The sequence below is a fragment of the Bradyrhizobium sp. AZCC 1719 genome (assembly GCF_036924525.1).
Lineage (GTDB): Bacteria > Pseudomonadota > Alphaproteobacteria > Rhizobiales > Xanthobacteraceae > Bradyrhizobium.
The window spans coordinates 3,110,087-3,132,804 of sequence record NZ_JAZHRU010000001.1 but is presented as its reverse complement, the minus strand read 5'-3'; the positions used below and the strand labels follow the sequence as shown (position 1 = coordinate 3,132,804).

The 22,718-nt window shown below is 62.8% G+C and carries 14 protein-coding genes; 11 read left to right on the top strand and 3 right to left on the bottom strand.

Annotated features, from left to right (window positions below):
• Positions 1-9: 9 nt before the first annotated feature.
• On the bottom strand, positions 10-1,953 hold the full coding sequence (locus V1292_RS14770) for a PrkA family serine protein kinase (RefSeq protein WP_334373452.1): 1,944 nt from the start codon (positions 1,951-1,953) through the stop codon (positions 10-12).
• Positions 1,954-2,460: 507 nt separating this feature from the next.
• Between V1292_RS14770 and V1292_RS14765 the strand changes: the two genes are divergently transcribed.
• From V1292_RS14765 to V1292_RS14725, 9 genes are all read left to right on the top strand, one after another.
• The gene (locus tag V1292_RS14765; RefSeq protein ID WP_334373451.1) at positions 2,461-3,066 is read left to right on the top strand and encodes a hypothetical protein; all 606 of its coding nucleotides are present in this window, start codon (positions 2,461-2,463) and stop codon (positions 3,064-3,066) included.
• 31 nt (positions 3,067-3,097) lie between these two features.
• The gene (locus tag V1292_RS14760) at positions 3,098-3,547 is read left to right on the top strand and encodes a DsrE family protein (protein WP_334373450.1); all 450 of its coding nucleotides are present in this window, start codon (positions 3,098-3,100) and stop codon (positions 3,545-3,547) included.
• 408 nt (positions 3,548-3,955) lie between these two features.
• Positions 3,956-6,802, top strand: a complete 2,847-nt coding sequence (locus tag V1292_RS14755) for a bifunctional transaldolase/phosoglucose isomerase (RefSeq protein WP_334373449.1) — start codon at positions 3,956-3,958, stop codon at positions 6,800-6,802.
• Between the two features lie 12 nt (positions 6,803-6,814).
• A complete protein-coding gene (gnd, locus tag V1292_RS14750) occupies positions 6,815-7,810 on the top strand; it encodes a phosphogluconate dehydrogenase (NAD(+)-dependent, decarboxylating) (RefSeq protein WP_334373448.1) in 996 nt (331 codons plus the stop codon).
• A gap of 6 nt (positions 7,811-7,816) precedes the next feature.
• Positions 7,817-9,328, top strand: coding sequence for a glucose-6-phosphate dehydrogenase (zwf, locus tag V1292_RS14745; RefSeq protein WP_334373447.1), 1,512 nt, complete (start codon positions 7,817-7,819; stop codon positions 9,326-9,328).
• A 3-nt stretch (positions 9,329-9,331) separates the two neighbouring features.
• Complete coding sequence (pgl, locus tag V1292_RS14740; protein WP_334373446.1) at positions 9,332-10,087, top strand: 6-phosphogluconolactonase; 756 nt, start codon at positions 9,332-9,334, stop codon at positions 10,085-10,087.
• The gene (locus tag V1292_RS14735) at positions 10,056-10,598 is read left to right on the top strand and encodes a gluconokinase (protein WP_442895522.1); all 543 of its coding nucleotides are present in this window, start codon (positions 10,056-10,058) and stop codon (positions 10,596-10,598) included. Before pgl ends, V1292_RS14735 begins: the two co-directional genes overlap by 32 nt.
• Positions 10,595-11,398: a Cof-type HAD-IIB family hydrolase gene (locus V1292_RS14730; RefSeq protein WP_334373445.1), complete on the top strand. Its 804-nt coding sequence runs from the start codon at positions 10,595-10,597 to the stop codon at positions 11,396-11,398. Before V1292_RS14735 ends, V1292_RS14730 begins: the two co-directional genes overlap by 4 nt.
• 499 nt (positions 11,399-11,897) lie before the next feature.
• Complete coding sequence (locus V1292_RS14725; protein ID WP_334369797.1) at positions 11,898-12,851, top strand: IS110 family transposase; 954 nt, start codon at positions 11,898-11,900, stop codon at positions 12,849-12,851.
• A gap of 306 nt (positions 12,852-13,157) precedes the next feature.
• On the opposite strand, the gene V1292_RS14720 is transcribed toward V1292_RS14725, so the two are convergent.
• Complete coding sequence (locus V1292_RS14720; RefSeq protein WP_334373444.1) at positions 13,158-14,963, bottom strand: glycoside hydrolase family 15 protein; 1,806 nt, start codon at positions 14,961-14,963, stop codon at positions 13,158-13,160.
• 72 nt (positions 14,964-15,035) lie between these two features.
• Positions 15,036-16,982, bottom strand: a complete 1,947-nt coding sequence (gene malQ, locus V1292_RS14715) for a 4-alpha-glucanotransferase (protein ID WP_334373443.1) — start codon at positions 16,980-16,982, stop codon at positions 15,036-15,038.
• Positions 16,983-17,279: 297 nt separating this feature from the next.
• Between malQ and treS the strand changes: the two genes are divergently transcribed.
• Positions 17,280-20,573 (top strand): maltose alpha-D-glucosyltransferase, encoded by a 3,294-nt coding sequence (gene treS, locus V1292_RS14710; protein ID WP_442895614.1) that lies wholly within the window; start codon positions 17,280-17,282, stop codon positions 20,571-20,573.
• Positions 20,570-22,717, top strand: a complete 2,148-nt coding sequence (gene glgB / locus V1292_RS14705; protein WP_334373441.1) for a 1,4-alpha-glucan branching protein GlgB — start codon at positions 20,570-20,572, stop codon at positions 22,715-22,717. Before treS ends, glgB begins: the two co-directional genes overlap by 4 nt.
• Position 22,718 lies beyond the last annotated feature (1 nt).

Genomic DNA, 22,718 nt, shown 5'->3' with positions numbered 1-22,718 from the left:
TCATCCGCCTCAGCCAGCCTGCTTTACGCGCATGTACCACTCGACCAGCCTGCGGACTTGCCGCTCGGTATAGCCGCGCTCGACCATGCGCGCGACAAAGTCGTCATGCTTCTTTTCGGTATCGCCGTCCTTCTTCGAGCCGAACGAAATGACCGGAAGCAGGTCCTCGACCTGGGAGAATATCCGCTTCTCGATCACTTCGCGAATCTTCTCGTAGCTGGTCCACGCCGGGTTCTTGCCGCTGTTCTGGGCGCGCGACCGCAACGAGAACTTGACGACCTCGTTGCGGAAGTCCTTGGGATTGGCAATGCCGGCCGGCTTTTCGATCTTGGTCAACTCCTGATTGAGCAGGTCGCGATCGAGCAGTTGTCCGGTGTCGGGATCCTTGAAGTCCTGATCCTCGATCCAGGCATCGGCATAATCGACATAGCGATCGAACAGGTTCTGGCCATAATCCGCATAGGATTCGAGGTAGGCCTTCTGGATCTCGTTCCCGATGAATTCGGCGTAGCGCGGCGCCAGTTCGGCCTTGATGAATTCGAGGTAACGCTTCTCGACTTCGTCGGGAAGCTGCTCGCGCCGAATCGCCTGCTCCAGCGTGTACATCAGATGGACCGCGTCGGCGCCGACCTCGTTGGTGTCGTGGTTGAAGGTCGCGGCGAGAACCTTGAAGGCGAAGCGGGTCGAAACGCCGTCCATGCCTTCATCGACGCCGGCAGCGTCCCGGTATTCCTGAACGCTGCGCGCCTTCGGATCGGACTCCTTCAGGCTTTCACCGTCGTAGATCCGCATCTTGGCGAACACGGTCGAATTCTCGTGCTTGCGCAACCGCGACATCACCGAAAAGCGGGCCATGGTTTCCAGCGTGGCCGGGGCGCACGGGGCGGTGGCCAGTTCGGAGCTCTGGATCAGCTTCTCGTAGATCTTCTGTTCTTCGGTGACCCGCAGGACGTACGGCACCTTGATGACGCAGATGCGGTCGATGAACGCCTCATTGTTCTTGTTGGCTTTGAAGCTTGTCCATTCGGCCTCGTTGGAGTGGGCCAGAATGACGCCGTTGAAGGGGATCGCACCGATGTTCTCGGTCCCGATATAGTTGCCCTCCTGCGTCGCCGTCAGCAGCGGATGCAGCATCTTGATCGGCGCCTTGAACATCTCGACGAATTCGAGAATGCCCTGGTTGGCGCGGTTGAGGCCGCCCGAATAGCTGTAGGCATCGGGATCGTTCTGGGCGAAGGTCTCCAGCTTGCGGATGTCGACCTTGCCGACCAGTGACGAGATATCCTGGTTGTTTTCGTCGCCAGGCTCGGTCTTTGCGATCGCGATCTGCCGCAGCCGCGACGGCTGGATCTTGGCGACGCGGAATTGCGAGATGTCTCCACCGAACGCTTCGAGGCGCTTGTAGCACCACGGACTCATCAGCCCGTTGAGGCGACGGCGCGGAATGCCGTACTTTTCCTCAAGCATCGGCCCGAGCGAATCCGGATCGAACAGGCTGAGCGGGCTTTCGAACACGGGGCTGAGTTCATCGCCGGCCTTCAACACGTAGATGGGGTGGACTTCCATCAACGATTTCAGGCGCTCGGCGAGCGACGACTTTCCGCCGCCGACGGGACCCAGCAGATAGAGGATCTGCTTGCGCTCTTCCAGGCCCTGCGCGGCGTGGCGGAAGAACCCGACGATGCGCTCGATCGTGTCTTCCATGCCGTAGAAGCCCGCGAACGCCGGATAGAGCCGCATCGTGCGATTCAAAAAGATACGGCCAAGGCGAGGGTCCTTGGCCGTGTCAATCATCTGGGGCTCGCCGATCGCAGCTAGTAGTCGTTCGGTCGCATTGGCATATCGCATCGGATCGTTTCGACACGACTCGAGATATTCCGCCATCGACATGTCGGCTTGACTTCGAGCTTCGAAGGACCGGGCGAAAGCATTGAACAGAGAATCGTTGTACATGATCCGTCTCTCCATGGTCACCTGTAAATGCCGGACGCACCACTAGGGTTCCCAGTATCGGAGCGTCACAGCTTCCGTTCGCGAATCACCGTCAGCACATATGACGATTGGACACGCGAGCGACTTCACAATGCAATGCAATACTCATGCTAAGGGCCTCTACCTCGTAAAGATACGGTGCCATTTCGCTCGCGTTGTAGCCGGGCAGCAACATTTTTCACCGGGGAAGTACTGAGCAATATGTAAGGGGTTTTTTAGGGATTGTGAGCAGGTGCGGGGCTCGAATCTGCGCCGGCCCGGGCAAGGCGAAGGCGGCAGCCGCTGTAAGCCCCAGGCTCTGAACCGGGGATAAACGCGGCATTTATCGCGCATTCAGGCCTTTGGGCGGGCCGCGCTGACGCAAAATGGCCAAATATCCGTCAGGCCAGTCGCGAAGCTGAGCGTTTGAACGCACCCGGCGCCACCTGCAACTAAAGTAATACGCCGCGCGTTTAATCTGAGTCTGCCATGAAATATCTCTGGATCGTTGCCACCGTTACCTCCCTCGTCGGAGCCAATGCCTGCCACGCCCGGGATGGCGTCGATAAAGCCAAGGCCACCGCATTCGACGGGCAAATGTTCGGCAGCCCGCTCAGCCAAAAGACCTATGCCTGCTTCGTGCGTCGTTATGACGCCAACCATCTGGCGCGGCATCCGAAGCAGAAGGTCAGCGCGATGAAGCTTTTGGTGACGGCCGAAGACGCGCCGGAAGACAAGACCGTCAATTATTCCTTCCGTCTCGGTTTCAAATATCGCCACCGCGCGGGCAATTTCGATTCCAGTGGCTATTGCAATCACATTGTCGCCGAAAACACCGGCGGCGAAATTCGTCTCGGCTGCAGCATCGATTGCGAAGGCGGCGGCATTGAAGTGGCGATGAAGGACGATAGATCCGCGCTGATCCGGCTGGAGCGGATCAGGATCTGGGAGCGCAACAAGGCCGACGACGATGCCAGCAACGATCTGGTTGCCGGCGCCGACGACAGGATTTTCCGTGTCGATCGCGCGGACTTGCGCGAATGCGCCGAACTCGTGACAGACCGCAAGGAACTTGCGGCGCTCCGGCGCAAATAGAAGCCACATTGTTCGAGCTGGGAGGGACGCCATGCACCGACGCAATATCCTGTGGGGCGCGATTTCGGCGCTCAGTGCAGCCTTTGCCGCCTCTCGCGCCAGTGCGGCGACGGAAGCAGCACCTTCGGAAAAATTGAAAGTGGTTTATCACCTCAACGATCTCGACAAGGTCAATTTCGTGCTCGGCAACATCCAGAATCATCTCGATGGGGTCGGCGGTCCCGACCATGTCACGATCGCGCTGGTGGTTCACGGCCAGGCACTGCGGGCGTTTCATTCGGCTTCCGTCAATCCCGACCTTTCCCGGCGTGTCGGTCAATTCTCCAAAGCCGGAATCGAACTCGCCGCCTGTGGCAACACCATGAAATCCCAAAATGTGGCGCTGGAAGATTTGCTGCCGGGCTTCATTGCCGCCGACCGCGGCGGCGTGGTGCGGATCGCCGAGTTGCAATCGCAGGGTTATCTTTACCTGAGGCCGTGAGGCGATGCTGATTGACGTGAACAATTCACGTCGATCGCTCGTTTGGACAATTTGGTCGCCGCACTTTCGCCGCTCCATCGCGCTGAATACTTTCTTGCGTTCTGATCCAGGCCGCACAAATCGCGAGACAGCCCGGAGGCGAGAAACGACGGCTCATGACGGGCTCCTTCACGACTTCGTGCAATGTGCCCGTCGGCGTCGCCATTCCAAACGCTGGTTCGACCGACCGGCCGGTATCGCGGCGGGCCAGAACGGACTTTTCCGGGATCGAACCGGAGCCACTGGCGTTATCGTCCTGGACAGCCCCATTCCATCCGGCCGCATGCCCAACCAAATGTTGACTTTCCGGCCCTGCCCCCGAAAGCTGCCGGAAGCCCAAAAATCGACCGATCGAACAGAACAGGCACCATGAATCCCGTCAAAGCACTCGAAAACCATGGCCAGGCAATCTGGCTGGACTTCCTCGCTCGCGGCTTCGTCGCCAAGGGTGACCTCACGGCGCTGATAGATACCGACGGTGTCAAGGGCGTGACGTCGAATCCTTCGATCTTCGAAAAGGCGATCGGCAGCTCGGATGAATATGACGGTGCCATCAGCCGCGCTCTGAAAGCGGGCGACCGGCCCGTCGCCGACCTGTTCGAGGCGCTCGCCGTCGAGGACATCCAGAACGCCGCCGACGTGCTGCGCCCGGTGTACGACCGTTTGAACGGAAACGACGGCTTTGTCAGCCTTGAGGTCTCGCCCTATCTGGCAACCGATACCAAGGGGACCATTGCCGAAGCCCAACGGCTCTGGAAGGACGTCAGGCGTCAGAACTTGATGGTGAAGGTGCCGGCCACGCCGGAAGGCCTGCCCGCGATCGAACACCTGATCGGCGAAGGTATCAGCATCAACATCACGCTGCTGTTCTCGCAAGACGTCTATCGCGAGGTGGCGGAGGCGTACATCGCGGGGCTGGAAAAATACGTCGCCAAGGGCGGCGATCCCTCTCACGTCGCCAGCGTCGCGTCTTTCTTCGTCAGTCGCATCGATACCGCAGTCGACAAGCAGCTCGACGAGAAGATCGCGAAGGCCAATGACCCGAGCGAGAAGGAGCGGCTGAGCGCGCTGAAGGGCAAGGTCGCCATCGCCAACGCCAAGCTCGCCTATCAGGACTACAAGGGACTGTTCGCCGGGCCCCGCTGGGAGAAGCTTGCCGCCGAGGGCGCCAAGCCGCAGCGGCTGTTGTGGGCCTCCACCGGCACCAAGAACAAGGACTATAGCGACGTGCTGTATGTCGAGGAGCTGATCGGTCCCAACACGGTCAACACCGTGCCGCCGGCGACGCTCGATGCATTCCGCGACCATGGCAAGCTGAGAGACAGCCTCGAGGAGAATGTCGAGGACGCGCGCCGCGTGCTGGAAGAGCTCGAAAAATCCGGCATCTCGCTCGACGCCATCACGGCCGAGCTGGTCAAGGACGGCGTCAAGCTGTTCGCGGACTCTGCCGACAAGCTCTATGGCGCGGTCGCATACAAGCGCGCGACCTCCCTCGGCGGCGGCATCGACCGGCAGCAATTCGCGTTCGGCGATGGCATCGGCAAGGCCGTCGAGAAGAGCACCGAGGAGTGGCGCGCATCGGCCAAAATCCGAAGGCTGTGGCAGAAGGACAAGTCGGTCTGGACCGGCGACGACGAGAACAAATGGCTGGGCTGGCTGAACAGCCCTGCGGCCGCCAACATTGCCGACTACGAAGATTTTGCCCGCCGCGTGAAGGGGCAGAATTTCAGCGACGCGGTCGTGCTCGGCATGGGTGGATCGAGCCTCGGACCGGAGGTGCTGGCGGAGACGTTTGCCAAGGAATCAGGATTCCCGAAGCTGCATGTGCTCGATTCCACCGATCCCGCGCAGGTGCAGGCGATGGAGGAGACCGTCGACCTCGCCCACACGCTGTTCATCGTCTCCAGCAAGTCCGGCGGCACCACCGAGCCGAACGTGATGAAGGATTACTTCTTCGATCGCGTTGCCAAGACCATCGGCAAGGACAAGGCCGGCCATCGCTTCATCGCGGTCACCGATCCCGGCTCGTCTCTGGAGAAGGTCGCGATCAGCCAAGGCTTTGCCCGCATCTTCCATGGCGATCCCACAATCGGCGGACGCTATTCCGTGCTGTCGCCGTTCGGACTGGTGCCGGCGGCTGCCGCCGGCATTGACGTCCGCAGCCTGATCACGCACGCGCTCGCGATGGTACGTTCCTGCGGCGCCGACGTGCCGCCGCACGAAAATCCGGGTGTGCAGCTCGGACTGGCGATGGGCCTTGCCGGTCTCGACGGCCGCGACAAGGTGACGATCACCTCGTCGGAGAAGGTCGCGGATTTCGGCGCCTGGGCCGAGCAACTGATCGCCGAATCCACCGGCAAGGAGGGCAAGGGCCTGATCCCGATCGACGGCGAGCCGCTCGGCGACCCCTCGCTTTACGGCGACGACCGCTTCTTCATCGATATCCGGACCGAGGGCGAGGACGACGCCTCGCATGATGATCGGCTCAAGGCGCTCGAGGCGGCCGGGCATCCCGTGGTTCGCATCGTCATGAAGTCGATCGACCATATCGGTCAGGAGTTTTTCCGGTTTGAGATGGCGACCGCTGTCGCGGGCGCGATCCTCGGCATCAATCCGTTCAACCAGCCCGATGTAGAAGCGGCCAAAATCAAGACACGCGAGTTGACGAGTGCGTTCGAGAAGACCGGATCGCTGCCGGCGGAGGAGCCGGTGATTTCGACCGACGAGGCTGATCTTTACACCGACGAGCACAATGCGGCCGAGCTGCGCAAGGCCGGCGCCGACGGCACGCTCGGCTCCTGGGTCAAAGCGCATCTTTCGCGCTCCGACAGCGGCGACTATGTCGCCCTGCTCGCCTATATCGCGCGCAATCCCGGCACGATCGGCTCGCTGCAAAAGATGCGGCTTGCGGTGCGCGACAAGCATCATCTGGCGACCTGCGCCGAATTCGGCCCGCGCTTTCTGCACTCGACCGGCCAGGCCTACAAGGGCGGCCCCGACAGCGGCGTGTTCCTGCAGATCACGGCCGACGATGCCGAGGATCTGCCGGTGCCCGGACAGAAGGCGAGTTTCGGCATCATCAAGGCGGCGCAGGCGCGCGGCGATTTCGACGTGCTCACCGAACGCGGCAGGCGTGCGCTGCGCGTCCATCTCAAGGGCGATCTCGGATCGGGGCTGTCTGCGCTCGATGCCGCGATCGCAGAGGCGCTCAGTTAGGGAAGTCAGGATATGCAACTCGGCATGATCGGCCTCGGCCGGATGGGCGGCAACATCGTCCGCCGGCTGATGAAGAATAGCCACACCGCCGTGGTCTACGACAAGGACGCCAAGGCGGTCGCCGCACTCGCGGCGGAAGGCGCAACCGGCGCTGACACGCTGGAAGATTTCGTGGCGAAACTGGAGAAGCCGCGCACCGCCTGGGTAATGCTTCCGGCAGGCAAGATCACCGAGGCGACCATCGAGGCATTGGCAAAGCTGATGCAGCCCGGCGACGTCATTATCGATGGCGGAAATACGTTCTGGCAGGACGACGTCCGCCGCGGCGCGGCGCTGAAGGCAAAAGGCCTGCACTACCTCGACGTTGGCACCAGCGGCGGCGTCTGGGGCATCGAGCGCGGCTATTGCATGATGATCGGCGGCGACAAGGCGGTGGTCGACCGGCTCGATCCGATCTTCAAGACGCTGGCGCCAGGCGCGGGCGACATTCCGCGCACACCAGGACGCGAGGGCCGCGACCCGCGTGTCGAGCAGGGCTATATCCATGCCGGGCCGTCCGGCGCCGGACACTTCGTCAAGATGATCCATAACGGCATCGAATACGGCCTGATGCAGGCCTATGCCGAAGGGTTTGATATCCTGAAGAACGCCAACATCGACGCGCTGCCGCCGGAGCATCGTTTCGAGTTCGACATGGCCGACATCGCTGAAGTGTGGCGGCGCGGCAGCGTGATTCCCTCCTGGCTGCTCGATCTCACCGCTTCTGCGCTCGCCGAAAACCAGACGCTCGACACCTACTCCGGCTTTGTCGAAGATTCCGGCGAAGGCCGCTGGACGGTCAACGCGGCGATCGACGAAGCCGTGCCGGCGGAAGTGCTGACGGCGGCGCTCTACGCGCGCTTCCGTTCGCGCAAGGACCACACCTTTGCGGAAAAGATTCTTTCCGCGATGCGGGCCGGTTTCGGCGGCCACAAGGAGCCGCCGAAGAAGCCCACTTCGAAGGCGTGAGCGGTCATGGCGGTCGGTCAAACAACACAGAAGAAGCCCGATCCCTGCTCCTTCGTCATTTTCGGCGTCACCGGCGACCTCACGCACCGGCTGGTCGTCCCTGCCCTGTATAATCTCGCCGCCAGCGATCTCCTGCCGGATAGGTTCTGCCTGGTCGGCGTCGCCCGCAAGGGCATGACGAACGACAGGCTGCGCGACAGCCTGATGAAGGGCCTGCGCCAGTTCGCGACCCGGCCGGTGGAGGATGCGATTTCGCGTCGTCTTTTGGACTGCCTGACCTGCATCGAAGCCGATCCGAAGGATCCGGCTTCATTCGACGCGATGAGCAAGCAGCTCGGCGAGCTGGAAGCCGCGCGCAACACTGGCGGCAACCGGCTGTTCTACTTGGCGACCCCGCCCAACGCCTTCCTGCCGATCAGCCGTGAGCTAGGCCGCACCGGCATGCTGGCCGAAAACGGCGCGTGGCGGCGGCTGGTGGTGGAAAAGCCGTTCGGCACCGACCTCGCTTCCGCCAAGGCGCTGAACAGCGAGCTGCTCAAGCTCGTCGATGAGCACGAGATCTACCGGATCGATCACTATCTCGGCAAGGAAACGGTGCAGAACATTTTGGTGCTGCGCTTCGCCAACGGCATGTTCGAGCCGATCTGGAATCGCAACCATATCGACCATGTCCAGATCACGGTCAACGAACAGCTTGGCGTCGGCCACCGCGGCAGTTTTTACGACCAGACCGGCGCGCTGCGCGACATGGTGCCGAACCATCTGTTTCAACTCTTGTCACTGGTCGCAATGGAGCCGCCGATCCGATTCGACGCGCATTCGGTCCGCACCGAAAAGGCGGACGTGCTGGCCGCGATCCAGCTCCAGAGCGAGGCCGAGGCGCTGCGGAATTCCGTGCGCGGCCAATATCTGGCCGGCCGGATCGAAGATAGCGAGATTGCGGACTATCGCAAAATCGAAGATGTCGCGGCCGGAAGTACGACCGAAACCTATGTGGCGCTGAAACTGGTCATCGACAATTGGCGTTGGGCCGGCGTTCCCTTCTACCTGCGCACCGGCAAGGCGCTCGGCGTCAAGCGCACCGAAGTCGCGATCAAGTTCAAGCAGGCGCCGTTCGCGATGTTCAACTGCACGCCGGTGGAACGACTGGCGCAGAATTACCTCGTGATCGGGGTCGCGCCGAACGAAGGCATCGCGCTGCAGTTCAACACCAAGGTGCCCGGCCCCTCGATCCTGATCGACGGCGTCGAGATGAAGTTTCGCTACAAGGACTATTTCAAGGCGGAACCTTCGACCGGCTACGAGACACTGATCTATGACTGCATGACCGGCGACAACATCCTGTTCCAGCGCGCCGACAGCGTCGAGGCCGGCTGGAAGGCGGTGCAACCATTCCTCGACGCCTGGAAGAAGGCGGGGGCCGCGGGCTTGCAGACCTACAAGGCCGGCAGCGAAGGTCCGCAGGAAGCGAACGAATTGTTGATCCGCGAAGCCCGAAGCTGGCGAAAGCTTGGGTGAGCGATGACAGCGAACGACAATCGCCGCGTGATCGCGGTCGCCGATCCGGCCGCACTGGCCGAGGCCGCGGCCGATCGCGTGCTCGCCAGGATCGAGGCCAATATTGGCCGCGTGGCGATTTGCCTGACCGGCGGATCGAGCCCCAGACAGCTCTATCAATTGCTCGCAGCCGATGCCTATCGCAGCCGGATCCCCTGGCAACGCGTGCACTGGTTCATTGGCGACGAGCGCTTCGTGCCGGCGGACGATCCGCTCAACAACATGGGCATGGCGCGAGAGCTTTTTCTGGATAGCTGCGCGCCGGCGGCAAACATCCATCCGATTCCGACCGCGACCGCCGACCCGACCGATCCGGACCGCTGCGCCGCGCTTTACGAACAGGAGCTGCAATCGTTCTATGGGGCAGACACGCTCGACCAAGCCCGCCCCTTGTTCGATCTCGTGTTGATGGGTGTAGGTCCCGATGGCCACACCGCATCGCTGTTTCCCGGCGATCCCGCGCTCGATGAGGCCGCGCGCTGGGTGGTCGGCGTGCCACGCGCAAATGTCGAGCCATTCGTCCCGCGGGTCACCCTCACGCTGCCCACCCTTGCCTCCTGCCGCGAAATGCTGTTCGAGATTGCGGGCGCCGAGAAGCATGCGATCTTGACGCGCCTCGTTGCACGCGAGAACCTGCCTGCCAACCGTGCGCGATCCACCGGCGAGACGGTCTGGCTGGTGGACCGGGATGCGCTTCCGGAGGATTTTGGTGGGCGATAGGACTCCCAGCGCGCTGGTGGTGATGGGCGTTTCCGGTTCGGGCAAGAGCACCATCGCCGATCATCTCGCAAGACGCCTCGGCTGGCGCTACGAGGACGGCGACCGGTTTCACCCGCCAGCCAATGTTGCGAAAATGAGCGCCGGCCACCCGCTGACGGACGAGGACCGCTGGCCGTGGCTGCGGGCAATCGCCGACGAGATCGACCGCCTCGCAGCGTTCGGCGAGCACGCCGTGATCGCCTGCTCGGCATTGAAGCGCGCCTATCGCGACATTCTCGTGCACGGCCGCGACGATGTCCGCATCGTTTTTCTCGACGGAACGCAGGATCTGATCGCGGCCCGGCTGGCCGCCCGCAAGGGACATTTCATGCCGCCGGGCCTGCTCGCCAGCCAATTCAGGACGCTGGAGCCGCCGGGCGCGGGCGAGCGGCCGATCATTGTATCGATCGATGCCCCGGTCGAGAACATCGTGGATGACATCGTCGGTCAATTGAACCTGGTCCCCCAATGACACGCATCGCGCTCGTTGTTTCCGACGTCGACGGCACCCTGTTGACGCACGACAAGATCCTGACCGATGGCGCCAAGGCAGCCGTTCACAAGCTGCATGCGGCCGGCATCGGTTTCACCATCGTCTCCAGCCGGCCGACCATCGGCATGGGTTTTCTGATCGAGCCGCTTTCGATCACGCTTCCCCTCGGCACCTTCAACGGCAGCTCGATCGTCGATGCCGGGCTCAAACCGATCGAGCAGCATCTGATCGGCGCCGCCGTGGCCCAGCGCAGCCTCGATGTGCTCAATGCCTTCGGCGTGGATATCTGGCTGTTCACCAATCAGCGCTGGTACACGCGCAATCCCGACGGCGAGTACGTCCCGCACGAGAAGCTGGCCATCAAGGCCAATCCGACCATCGTCGCCGACTTCACGCCGCATCTCGCGGAGACCTGCAAGATCGTCGGCGCCAGTTCGGATGCTGAGCTGTTGCAGCGCTGCGAGGTGGCAATGCGAGAGGCGCTCGGCCGGGAGGCCGTCGCGGTCCGCTCGCAGACCTATTATCTCGACGTCACGCCGCCCGGTCACAACAAGGGCACCTTCGTGGACGCCATGATCAGGCGGCTGGGCATTTCGGCGGCAGCGGTCGCGACCATCGGCGACATGGAGAACGATCTTCCGATGTTTGCCCGAAGCGGCGTTTCCTTTGCGATGGGCAATGCGGCCGAAGACATCAAAAAGCACGCGACGCATGTCACCGACAGCAACGAGCGCGACGGATTTGCGGCGGCGATCGAGACGGTGCTGCGGCTCGGATAGGCAAAGAGCCGCCGTATCAAGCCCGCCTGAAGGATAAATCGAGGAACTCTCAAAGTCTTCGCGCGGCGAATCCGTTTCTGTCGGCCGGCACGATCGGCAAGCGCGAGCCGGTGCCCGACCGCCGTCTCCTCCCATGAAGGCAGGCTTCCCCAGCCCGAGCCTGCCGCGGCGAAGGTGGGCATCGGCTCGCGCGACCGGCTGGGACCTGTCTTCGTAGGATGGGTATCGCGAAGCGATACCCATCAATCCGATGCGGAAACGTGATGGGTATCGCTTGCGCTCCACCCATCCTTGTATCAGCACGACCTGCTAAGGTGTGAGCGTTCCGCAAGGAATGGCCCGGCCTGGGTGGCCACCCGGACCGGGCCGCCGATCGTTGGATCGTAACCCATCGAAGCATTGTGAGCTGATCTTCGTAGCCGGATCACGGTCGGCATCTTCGTCGAGGCCCGCATTGTTGAATGAGCATCAGGCTCGCATTCAAGGGAGGATCGAGAAGATGAGCAAGCGTAGCATAGTTTGCGCCGGCATCGATACTGGCAAGCACAAGCTCGATGTGGCGCTGCATGGAAGGCCGGAACGGCTGCAGGTGGCCAATACGGCCGAGGGGCACGAGGAGTTGTTCGTCTGGTTGCGGCAGCACCGGGTCAAACGGGTCGGTATCGAAGCCACTGGCGGCTACGAGCAAACGGTCGTCCGGCGGCTGCGGCAGGGCCGTTTCGTGGTCGTCGTGTTCCAGCCCGCGCAGGTGCGCGCCTATGGGCGCTTCCATCTGAGGCTGGCGAAGAACGACAAGATCGATGCGGCCTTGATTGCGGCCTGCACGTCCGACGTCAGGACCATCCATGCCCCGCCCGACCGGCGTCTGGCAGAACTGGCCGGGTTACAGACCCAGATCGACCAGATCGTCCGCGCGATGGCCCGGTTCAAGAACCATCGCGAGTCGTGCCGCGATGCCGCTCTGCGGCAGCTCTGGGACGACGAGATCCGGCGATTCCAGGGGCTTTTCCGGCAACGGCTCAAGCAGCTGGTGGCGGCGATCCGTCAGCATCCCGATCTCGCCGAGCGGCTCGACCTGATCCTCAGCGTCGATGGCATTGCGTTGCGCACCGCAAGCGCCATCGTGGTGCGCATGCCGGAGATCGGCCAGCTCAGCCGCGGCCAGGCCGGCGCGTTGGCTGGGCTTGTCCCCTACGATGACGACAGTGGCGAGCACGCCGGCGATCGCCACATCGCGGGTGGCCGCGAGCGGTTGCGCAATAATCTCTACGCCGCGGCATGGATCGCCTCGCTGCGCTGGAACCCGCAACTGACGGCGCTCTACAAGCGGCTGCGCGACGCTGGAAAGGAGCACAAGGTGGCGGTCGTCGCCTGCGCTCGCAAGCTGCTGATCTTCGCCAACGCGGTCGTCGCCCGCGGCACGCCATGGGAGGTCCGCACGATCGCCCATTGAGTTGCCGGCGAGCTCGGCAGAGCAACCACTCTCCAGTCCCTTCCAGCTTCGTTTCTTGGTTCGACCGGAGAGGCCGTTTCTTCGTCCCGACCTGCTTCAATCCGTGACGCCGCGCGCAGACGTCGTCAAGGATGGCCGTCGCGCATTGCTCAAAGCACGCTCCGTAGCTGCCAGGCCACTCCTTGACGACGTCAAGCGCGGTGTCACACTGCAGTTGGTCGGGGCGCGCTCATCCTCGTCCAACTTGATAGTTGCTACGCGGGCAAGACGCTGCGCGCCTTTTGCCCACCCTACCGACCTCGCCCGCTATTTCGAGCGCTGCATCGCGGGCTTCTCGGTCGCCTTCTTTGCCACGCTGAGGTTCTGCGCGGTGTTGATCAGCGCGATATGCGTCAGCGCCTGCGGGAAATTTCCGGTCTGGCGACTGGCCACCGTATCGTACTCCTCGGCCAAGAGGCCGAGATCGTTGGCGACTGCGACGACGCGGGCGAACAACTCCTGCGCCTTGCCGAATTCGCCCGCCAGCACATACGCGTCCGCAAGCCAAAGCGTGCAGGCGAGGAACGCGCCTTCGGCCGGCTGTTTCTCCGTCGGGACTTCCCGCGGGTCGTGCCGCAGCACAAATCCGTCCTGCATCAGATGCTGTTCGACCGCGACAAGCGTACCGCGCACGCGGGGGTCCTCCGGCGGCAGAAATCCCACTGACGGCAGCAACAGGATGCTCGCGTCGAGCATTTTTGAGCCGTATGACTCGACAAACGCGTTCAGCTCGGCGTCAAAGCCCTTCGCGCAGACGTCGGCGTGAATGGCGTCGCGCAGCACCCGCCACTTCGCAAGCGGCGCCTTGAAGCCGAACATCTCGGCGCTCTTGATACCGCGGTCGAACGCGACCCAGGTCATCACCTTCGACGAGACATAATGCCTGCCCGCGCCGCGGCGCTCCCAGATGCCGTGGTCCGGCTGGTCCCACTGTCCGGCGAGGTGCTGCAGCACGGCGCACTCCAGCGCCCAGCTGGTTTCATCCATTTCTAGCTTGGCTACGCGCCATTGGTGAAAGGCGTCGATCAATTCACCGTAGACGTCGAGCTGCAGTTGTGCATGCGCGGCGTTGCCGACCCGAACGGGACGTGCGCCTTCATAGCCGGGCAACCACGTGGCCTCCCATTCCAGGAGACGGCGGTGGCCCATGATGCCGTACATGATCTGCATGTTGGCGGGAGAACCCGCCGCCGCCCGCAACAGCCAATGGTGCCAGGCGGAAGCTTCCTCGGTATAGCCCGAGTTCATCAGCGCCAGCAGCGTGAAGGTGGCGTCGCGCAGCCAGCAGAAGCGATAATCCCAATTCCTGGCGCCGCCGAGCTTTTCCGGCAGCGAGGTCGTCGGCGCAGCGACGATGCCACCGGTCGGCGCATAGGTCTGCGCCTTCAGCGTGATCAGCGAGCGCATCACGAGAGCGCGGTATTCGCCCTCATAGGTGCAACGGTTGCTCCACTCGGTCCAGAACGCTTCGGTATCCTGCAAGGCATAGGCAGGATCGATCGGCTTGGGCACCGGCAGATGCGAAGGGCCGTAGGTGAGCACGAAGGGGACGGTGTCGCCCTCGCCGACCTCGAAATCGGCGACCGTCGTCAGGTCCTCCCCGCGCGTTTCCACCGGGGTGCGCAACACCGTCATGTCCTGCCCGCAAATAGCGAGCAGGGCGGAGCCGTCCTCGGTCTTCTTGACCCAGGGAATATCGGTGCCGAAGCCGAAGCGGATGACAAGCTGCATGTGCATCCTGACCCGGCCGCGAAGGCCGCGCACCAACCGCACCACATCGGAGGCGTTGCCGCGCGGCGGCATGAAGTCGACCAGCTCGACCGCGCCGTCAGCGGTCTCGAACCGCGTCTGCAGGATCAGGGTGTCGCCCCAATAGTTGCGCGAGGTGCCGGTGACTTCCTCCACCGGTGCGATCAGCCAGCGGCCATGCTTGTGGGTGCCGAGAAGGGCTGCAAAGCAGGCGTCGGAATCGAAGGCCGGCCAGCACAGCCAATCGATCGATCCGTCACGGCCGACCAGTGCCGCGGTCTCGCAATCGCCGATCAGCCCGTAGTCTTCGATCCGGCACGACAAGGTGATTCACCGCCAGAACGGAATGGCACTTCTTCCAACTGTCATCCCGCTCTGCCTTCCTCCTCGAACTCGTCAGATCGCGGCGCGCGACCGCTCATGGGTTGCCGCCTTGAGTGCGGCGACGTCGACCGTGGACGTCATCTCCTCGATCGACACCGGAAGCCGCTGTCGCCAGTTCGGATGCTCGTTGACGGTGCCGGGGATGTTGGGCTGGTCGACTACCCCGAGCAGATCCTCCAGCGAGACCGCGAGCAGCCGCGACTTGGTCCGCGCCAGGAAATTCGCAACCGAATAGAGATCGTTGCGGTAGATGTCGTTATGCCGCAGCACGTCGTCCAGCATGGCAAGCGCGTGCCAGCGCGCCTCGTCGCTCTCGCCCGGATCGATCCCGAGCGAGCGCTTCAGCTTGAGATCGCCGAACGAGCGCCAGCCGGCATAGGTCGAGAGATCATGGGTGTTGAAAGTGACGAGCGCGTTGGTCAAGTAATGATCGATGCTGCGGAACGATCCGTGGTCGTCGCGCTCGAACATCATCACGAGATACGACCAGATGCCCCAATCGGCGATCTGGTCGCGAAAGCCTTCCGGCACAGTGCCGAGGTCTTCGCCGATCACGACGCAGCGCTGCGTGAGGCTTTCCAGCGCGGTCACCGCGAGCAGCGCCTCGAACGGCATCTGCACATAGACGCCGTCGCGTGCGGTGAAGCCTTGCGGCACCAGATAGAGCCGCTTCAGCCCGAGCACATGGTCGAGCCGGATCGCACCGGCGTGCCGCATCGAGGCGCGCAGCATGTCGCGATACGGCGCAAAGGACTGCCGTTCGAGCCCTGCCGCATTGAAGCCGGCAAGGCCCCAGGTCTGGCCGGCGGTGTTGAGCGGATCGGGTGGCGCGCCGACGCCGAGATGGCGGGAGATCGCGACCTGTTCGTTCCAGGCATCGAACCCGTCGGCCTGCACGCCGACCGCGACGTCGAGATAGAGCCCGACCTTCATGCCAAGCTTCTTCGCCAGATCGCTGGCCGCGCCGAGCTGCCGGTCTGCGGTCCATTGTACAAATTCGACAAATTCGATTTCGTTGGCGTCCGGGCCTTGGCGCAAGGCGGCGCATCTGGCGTCGTCCGGCTGCCGCCACTCTTCTGGCCATTCCCACCACGGCTTGCCGAATTTGTGCCGGAGTACCTCGAAGCAGGCAAAATGCGACAGCAAGGTACCGCACTCGGTACGGAATTTGTCGAAATCCTGTCGGCGGGTCGGGTTGGCATTGGCCTTGAAGGCAGCAAAGGCGGAGCGAAGCGCGCGCCACTTCACACCGGCGACACCGACATAATCGACGACGGCGCGTACCCGCAACGGCGCCAGCGCCTCGCGAGTTTCGGAATCGAGCTGATATTCGGGAAGCTTTTCGACATCGATGTAAAGCGCATTGAGAAACAACCGGCTGTTCGGCGAATACGGGCTGCAATCGCCCGGGCGATCGTCGAACAGGGCGTGTAGCGGATTGAGGCCGACACCGTCGGCGCCGAGATGATCGGCGAGTTCGATCAGGCTTGCGAGGTCGGTAAAGTCGCCCATGCCCCAGTTGCGCGCGGAACGGACCCCGTAAAGCTGGACGGCGAGCAGCCAGCAGCGGTCGAACTCGCCGCCAAACGCCCGTTCCGGCGCCGAAATCAGCGGTACGTCCTCGACTCTCGCGGCATCGCTCAACTGCAGCCGGTAGATGCCGAGCGGCAGGTCCCTGGGCCAGTCGATGACATGATCCGAGCTCTCGCCCTTGGCGATAACTCCTGAATCCGCAACGATTTTCCACTCCGCCGGGAGCGTGGCTGTGGGGACTTCGGTTCGCGACGGCCGTCCGGACCGGACCACGACCGGGTGGCCTACCAGCGGCCCGGGCGCCTGCGGCGGCAGGGCATCCAGGATTATTTTGAGGGCGGCCGCGTCTGTCACACGGCGATTACCCTGGCCATCCAGGAATTCGGTTTGAATTCCCAGTGCTTTAGCTTGAGCGAAAAGATCCATTCGGCACGTACTTTGCACGCAAACATCAAACCGATGTCGCGAAATTGTCCAATTACGGGAAGGAGATAGACGATGTCTAACGTTCGGGCCCGCCAACGGTTCCGCCGGAACCAAAGCGAGCCGAACGGCTTTCTATCTATGTCCGGAACGTCTCCCTTTCTGCAAACGAAACGGGGACGTCATTTCCATGGCAATGGCATCACCGTGAACAAAAAAGCGCAAACCGCCGAGAGCTCCAACGCCGGCGTCTCCCTTCCTATCGACGGCTCCTATCCGCTGAATCCGGATAGCAGCCTTGTGGTCGAAGCAAAGGAGCTGCCCGCCGCCGAGGTCGCCACCGAGGAGCTCTGGTACAAAGACGCGATCATCTATCAGTTGCACGTCAAGGCCTTCGCCGACAGCAACAATGACGGCATTGGCGACTTTGCCGGGCTGACCGAGAAACTGGGGTACCTGCAGGACCTTGGCGTCACCACATTGTGGCTGTTGCCGTTCTATCCCTCCCCCGGCCGCGACGACGGCTACGACATCGCGGACTACGGCGACATCAACCCCGATTTCGGGACGATGAAGGATTTCAGGCGCTTCATCCAGGAAGCCAAGAAGCGCGGCCTGCGGGTCATCACCGAGCTCGTCATCAACCACACCTCCGATCAGCACGACTGGTTCAAGCGCGCCCGCCGCTCGGACCCGAATTCCTCTGCCCGAAACTGGTATGTCTGGAGCGATACCGACCAGAAATATTTGGGCACCCGGATCATCTTCACCGATACCGAGAAGTCGAACTGGACCTGGGACCCGGAAGCCGGCCAGTTCTACTGGCACCGCTTCTTCTCGCACCAGCCGGATCTCAATTTCGACAATCCGCGCGTGGTCAGCGCGCTGGTGCAGGTGATGAAGCGGTGGCTCGACACCGGGGTCGACGGCTTCCGGCTCGACGCCATTCCCTATCTCTGCGAGCGCGACGGCACCAACAACGAGAACCTGCCGGAGACGCATGCCATCATCAAGCGGCTGCGCAGCGAACTCGATGCCTACGCAAAAGGCAAGGTGCTGCTGGCCGAGGCCAATCAATGGCCGGAAGACGTACAGGAATATTTCGGCCGTGGCGACGAATGCCACATGGCCTATCACTTTCCGCTAATGCCGCGCATCTACATGGCAATCGCGCAGGAAGACCGTTTTCCGATCACCGACATCCTGCGCCAGACGCCGGATATTCCAGGCAATTGCCAGTGGGCGCTGTTCCTGCGCAACCATGACGAACTGACGCTGGAAATGGTCACCGACGTCGAACGCGATTACCTGTGGTCGACCTACGCCAACGATCCCCGCGCCCGCATCAATGTCGGCATCCGGCGGCGGCTGGCGCCGCTTATGGACAATGACCGGCGCAAGATCGAGCTGATGAATTCGCTGTTGCTCTCGTTCCCGGGCACGCCGATCATCTATTACGGCGACGAGATCGGGATGGGCGACAACATCTATCTCGGCGACCGCAACGGCGTCCGCACCCCGATGCAGTGGACGCCGGATCGCAATGGCGGCTTCTCCCGTTCCGACCCCGCGCGGCTCTACGCGCCGACCATCATGGACCCGGTCTATGGCTACGAGTCCGTCAATGTCGAGGCGCAGTCGCGCAGCCTCTCCTCGCTGCTCTCTGCCACTAAGCGGCTGATCGCGGTCCGCAAATCCACGCTCGCTTTCGGCCGCGGCAGCATGACATTCATCCGCCCGGAAAACCGCTCGGTGCTGTGCTACGTGCGCCAGTACGGGGACGAGGTCATTCTGTGCGTCGCCAATCTGTCGCGATCGGCTCAGGCGACCGAACTGGATCTCTCCGCCTTCAAGGACCGCATCCCGCTGGAAATGCTCGGCCGCACGCGCTTCCCGGCGATCGGCGAGCTGCCCTACATGATCACGCTGTCGCCTTACGGCTTCTACTGGTTCGAACTGCAGGAGCGCGACAAATCGGCGCCGGTGCCGCAGCGCGCGGTGCCCGAGTTTGAAACGCTGGTGGTGCCGTTGAATGCGACCTGGGTATCGCTGGCGCGCGAGCGCGGCGTGTTCGAGCGCGACGTGCTTCCGGGACATCTGGCGCGCAGCCGCTGGTACCCGGAACGCTCGGCCAAGGCGATCCATCCGAAACTGACGTCGGCGATTCCGTTCTGCGACATCGGCGACAACCGGCCGTGGCTCGCTTTCTTCGAAACGACGCAGCGCGGCGTCACCACGCGCTACGTGTTGCCGATGCAGATCGAATGGGTGCGCTTCGACCGCGAGCGCTACAATCCGCATGCGCTGGCCGCCGTTCGCCAGGGCGCGCGCGAGGGAACACTGCTCGATGTTGCCACCGACCAGATCTTCGTCGCGCTGTTTCTGCGCAATCTGCAGCAATCGCTGACGGTCGACGAGAGCGAACAGGGATTGCGGCTCGAATTCCGCCCGACCGGCCGCTTCGGCGACAAGTCGATCCGGCAGCCCGAGCACATCCGCACCATTGAATCCGAACTGCCGCGCAGCACCGCGCTGGTGGACAATGACTATGTCGTCAAGATCTACCGGACACTTCAGGCCGGTCCCAATCCCGAAATCGAGATGGGACGCTTCCTGACAGATGTCGCCAACTTTCCCAATGCGCCGGCGCTGCTCGGCAGCGCCGAGCTGGTCGAGGGTAACGAGAAGAGCGCGGTCGGCGTCGTTCACGCCTTCATCGCCAATCAGGGCGACCTCTGGACCGTGAGTGCGGCCTATCTCGATCGCTTCGTCGAGGAGCAGAGCCTGCTCGCAGCGAGCATCCATCCCGGCGAGCGCGAGGAAGAGATCCCTTATCTGCGCTACATCTCGCAGGCCGGACGGCGCGTGGCCGAGCTGCATGTTGCGCTCGCCAGCAACGGCGAGCTTGCCGAATTCGCGCCGGAGCCGACCAGCCGCGACGACGTGCAGCGCTGGGTCGACGATCTGATACTCAGCGCCGGGCGCGTCTTCGACGCGCTTCGGCAGCGGCGAGATACGCTGAAGGAAGCCGACCGAGCGTTGGTCGACCAGGTGCTGGCGTTGCAGCCGGTCCTGCCGGATTGGCTGGAAGCGCTGCTGCTGCGCGAGGCCGACGCCGCCAGCATTCGCGGCCATGGCGACCTCGATCTCAGCCAGTTGCTGATCGTCAAGGACGACATCTTCATCGTCGACTTCGAAGGCGCGCCGCGGCGCACTATCGCCGAACGCCGGCGCAAGATGCCTGCAGCACGCGACATCGCGAGCCTGATCCGCTCGATCGATTATTCGGCAACCGCAGCCCTTGAGCGCTCGCTCAAAGTAGCCCACGATGACCACGGCAAGCTCGGCGCGGCGCTTGGCGAATGGCGGGACCGGGCGACAGCCGCATTTCTCGCCGCCTACCGCGAAGCGATGACCGACCAACGGCTGTGGCCGGCCGATCCGACGGACGCGGACGGCTTGCTGACCTTCTTCCTGCTCGAGAAGGCCTTGAACGAGATCGAACACGAACTGTCGTTCCGGCCGGAATGGCTGCGCGTGCCATTGAGCGGAATTATCAGAATGTTGTCACAACCGTCCTTCGAGGCCTCATGACCAAGCTGTCCGCAGAGGCCTACGCCATCATCGAAGGCAAGCATTCGGATCCGTTTCGGTATCTCGGCTTGCACAGCGAAGGCGGACACAGCGTGGTGCGCGCTTTCATCCCCGAAGCGTCCAACGTGGAGGCGATCGGCGAGCAAGGCGAGACGGCGCCGCTTGAGCGCATTCACGATGCCGGGCTGTTCGCAGGCGCGCTGCCGAACGGATCGAAACGGTACCAGCTCCGCGCCCGCTTCGGTGAGAACGTCGTCGATCTCGACGATCCCTACCGCTTTCCGCCCGTGCTCAGCGACTTCGACCTCTATCTCCTGGGCGAAGGCACCCACCGGCGGATCTACGACAAGCTCGGCGCGCATCCGATGACACTCGACGGCGTCGACGGCGTGGCGTTCGTGGTGCTGGCGCCGAACGCCAAGGCGGTCAACGTGGTCGGCGATTTCAATTTCTGGAATGCGCGGCGGCACCCGATGCGGGTGCGCGGCGTCGGCTATTGGGAACTGTTCGTACCGCATGCCCGTGCCGGCGACCGGTACAAGTTCGATATTACCGGCTCCGACGGACGGCATCTGCCGCTGAAATCCGATCCGGTGGCCTTTGCGGCGGAAGTCCGACCCTCAACGGCCTCGATCGTCGTCGACGAAAGCAGAATTCCGTATCCGCGCCAGGCGCCGTCGGGCATCAACGCGCTGGAGGCGCCGATCTCGATCTACGAGGTTCATCTCGGCTCCTGGCGGCGCAAGAACGGCAATGAATGGCTGAGCTATCGCGACCTCGCCGAACAGCTTCCGGCCTATGCGAAGGATATGGGCTTTACCCATCTCGAGTTTCTGCCCGTCAGCGAACATCCGTTCGACGGCTCCTGGGGCTATCAGCCGACCGGCCTGTACGCGCCGACCAGCCGGTTCGGCGCGCCGGAAGATTTTTCCGCCCTCGTCGATGCCTGTCATCGCGAGGGGCTCGGCGTGTGGCTCGACTGGGTGCCCGGACATTTTCCCGACGATCCGCATGGGCTCGGCTATTTCGATGGCACTGCGCTCTACGAGCACGCCCACCCGATGCAGGGCCGCCATCTCGACTGGGGCACGCTGATCTACAATTACGGCCGCACCGAAGTGGTCAATTTCCTGGTCTCCAACGCGCTGTTCTGGCTCGATCGCTACGGCGTCGACGGCCTGCGCGTCGATGCCGTCGCCTCGATGCTCTACCTCGACTACAGCCGGCCCGCCGGCGAGTGGATCCCGAACCGGCTCGGGGGGCGGGAAAACCTCGAAGCCATCGAGTTCCTGCGCCGCTTCAATATCGAACTGTTCGGGCATTTTCCGGAAGCCACCACGGCAGCGGAGGAATCCACCGCATGGCCGCAGGTCTCGCGGCCGGTCGAATATGGCGGGCTCGGCTTCGGCTTCAAGTGGAACATGGGCTGGATGCACGACACGCTGAAATATATCGGCAAGGACCCGATATACCGGAAGCACCATCACGGCGACGTGCTGTTCGGCCTGCATTACGCATTTTCGGAGAATTTCATTTTGCCGCTGTCGCATGACGAAGTCGTGCACGGCAAGCGATCGATCCTCGGCCGCATGCCCGGCGACGAGTGGCAGCGCTTTGCGAACCTGCGTGCCTATTACAGCTTCATGTTCGGCCATCCCGGCAAGAAGCTCCTGTTCATGGGCTGCGAGTTCGGCCAGGAGCGCGAATGGAATCACGATCATTCGCTCGACTGGCACCTTTTGGCGCAGCACCGCCATAGCGGCATGCAGAACCTGATTCGCGACCTCAACCGGCTCTATCGCAGCGTGCCGGCGCTTCACCAGATGGATTGCAACCAGGCGGGATTTGAATGGGTCATCACCCACGATTCCGGCGGCAACGTCTTTGCCTGGCTGCGCAAGGGTTTCGATGCGCGCGCGCGCTGCCTCGTGGTCGTGAACTTCTCGCCGAATGTCTATCACAATTACCGCGTCCGGGTGCCATTCGCCGGCACGTGGAGGGAAGCACTCAATTCCGATTCTGCGCATTATGGCGGCAGCAATGTCGGCAACGTCGGCGAAGTCCATACCCTGGAAGGCAGCATCCCCGAACTCAGCCTCACCATTCCGCCTCTGGCTGCGATCTTTCTCGTACCGGAAAGCTGAC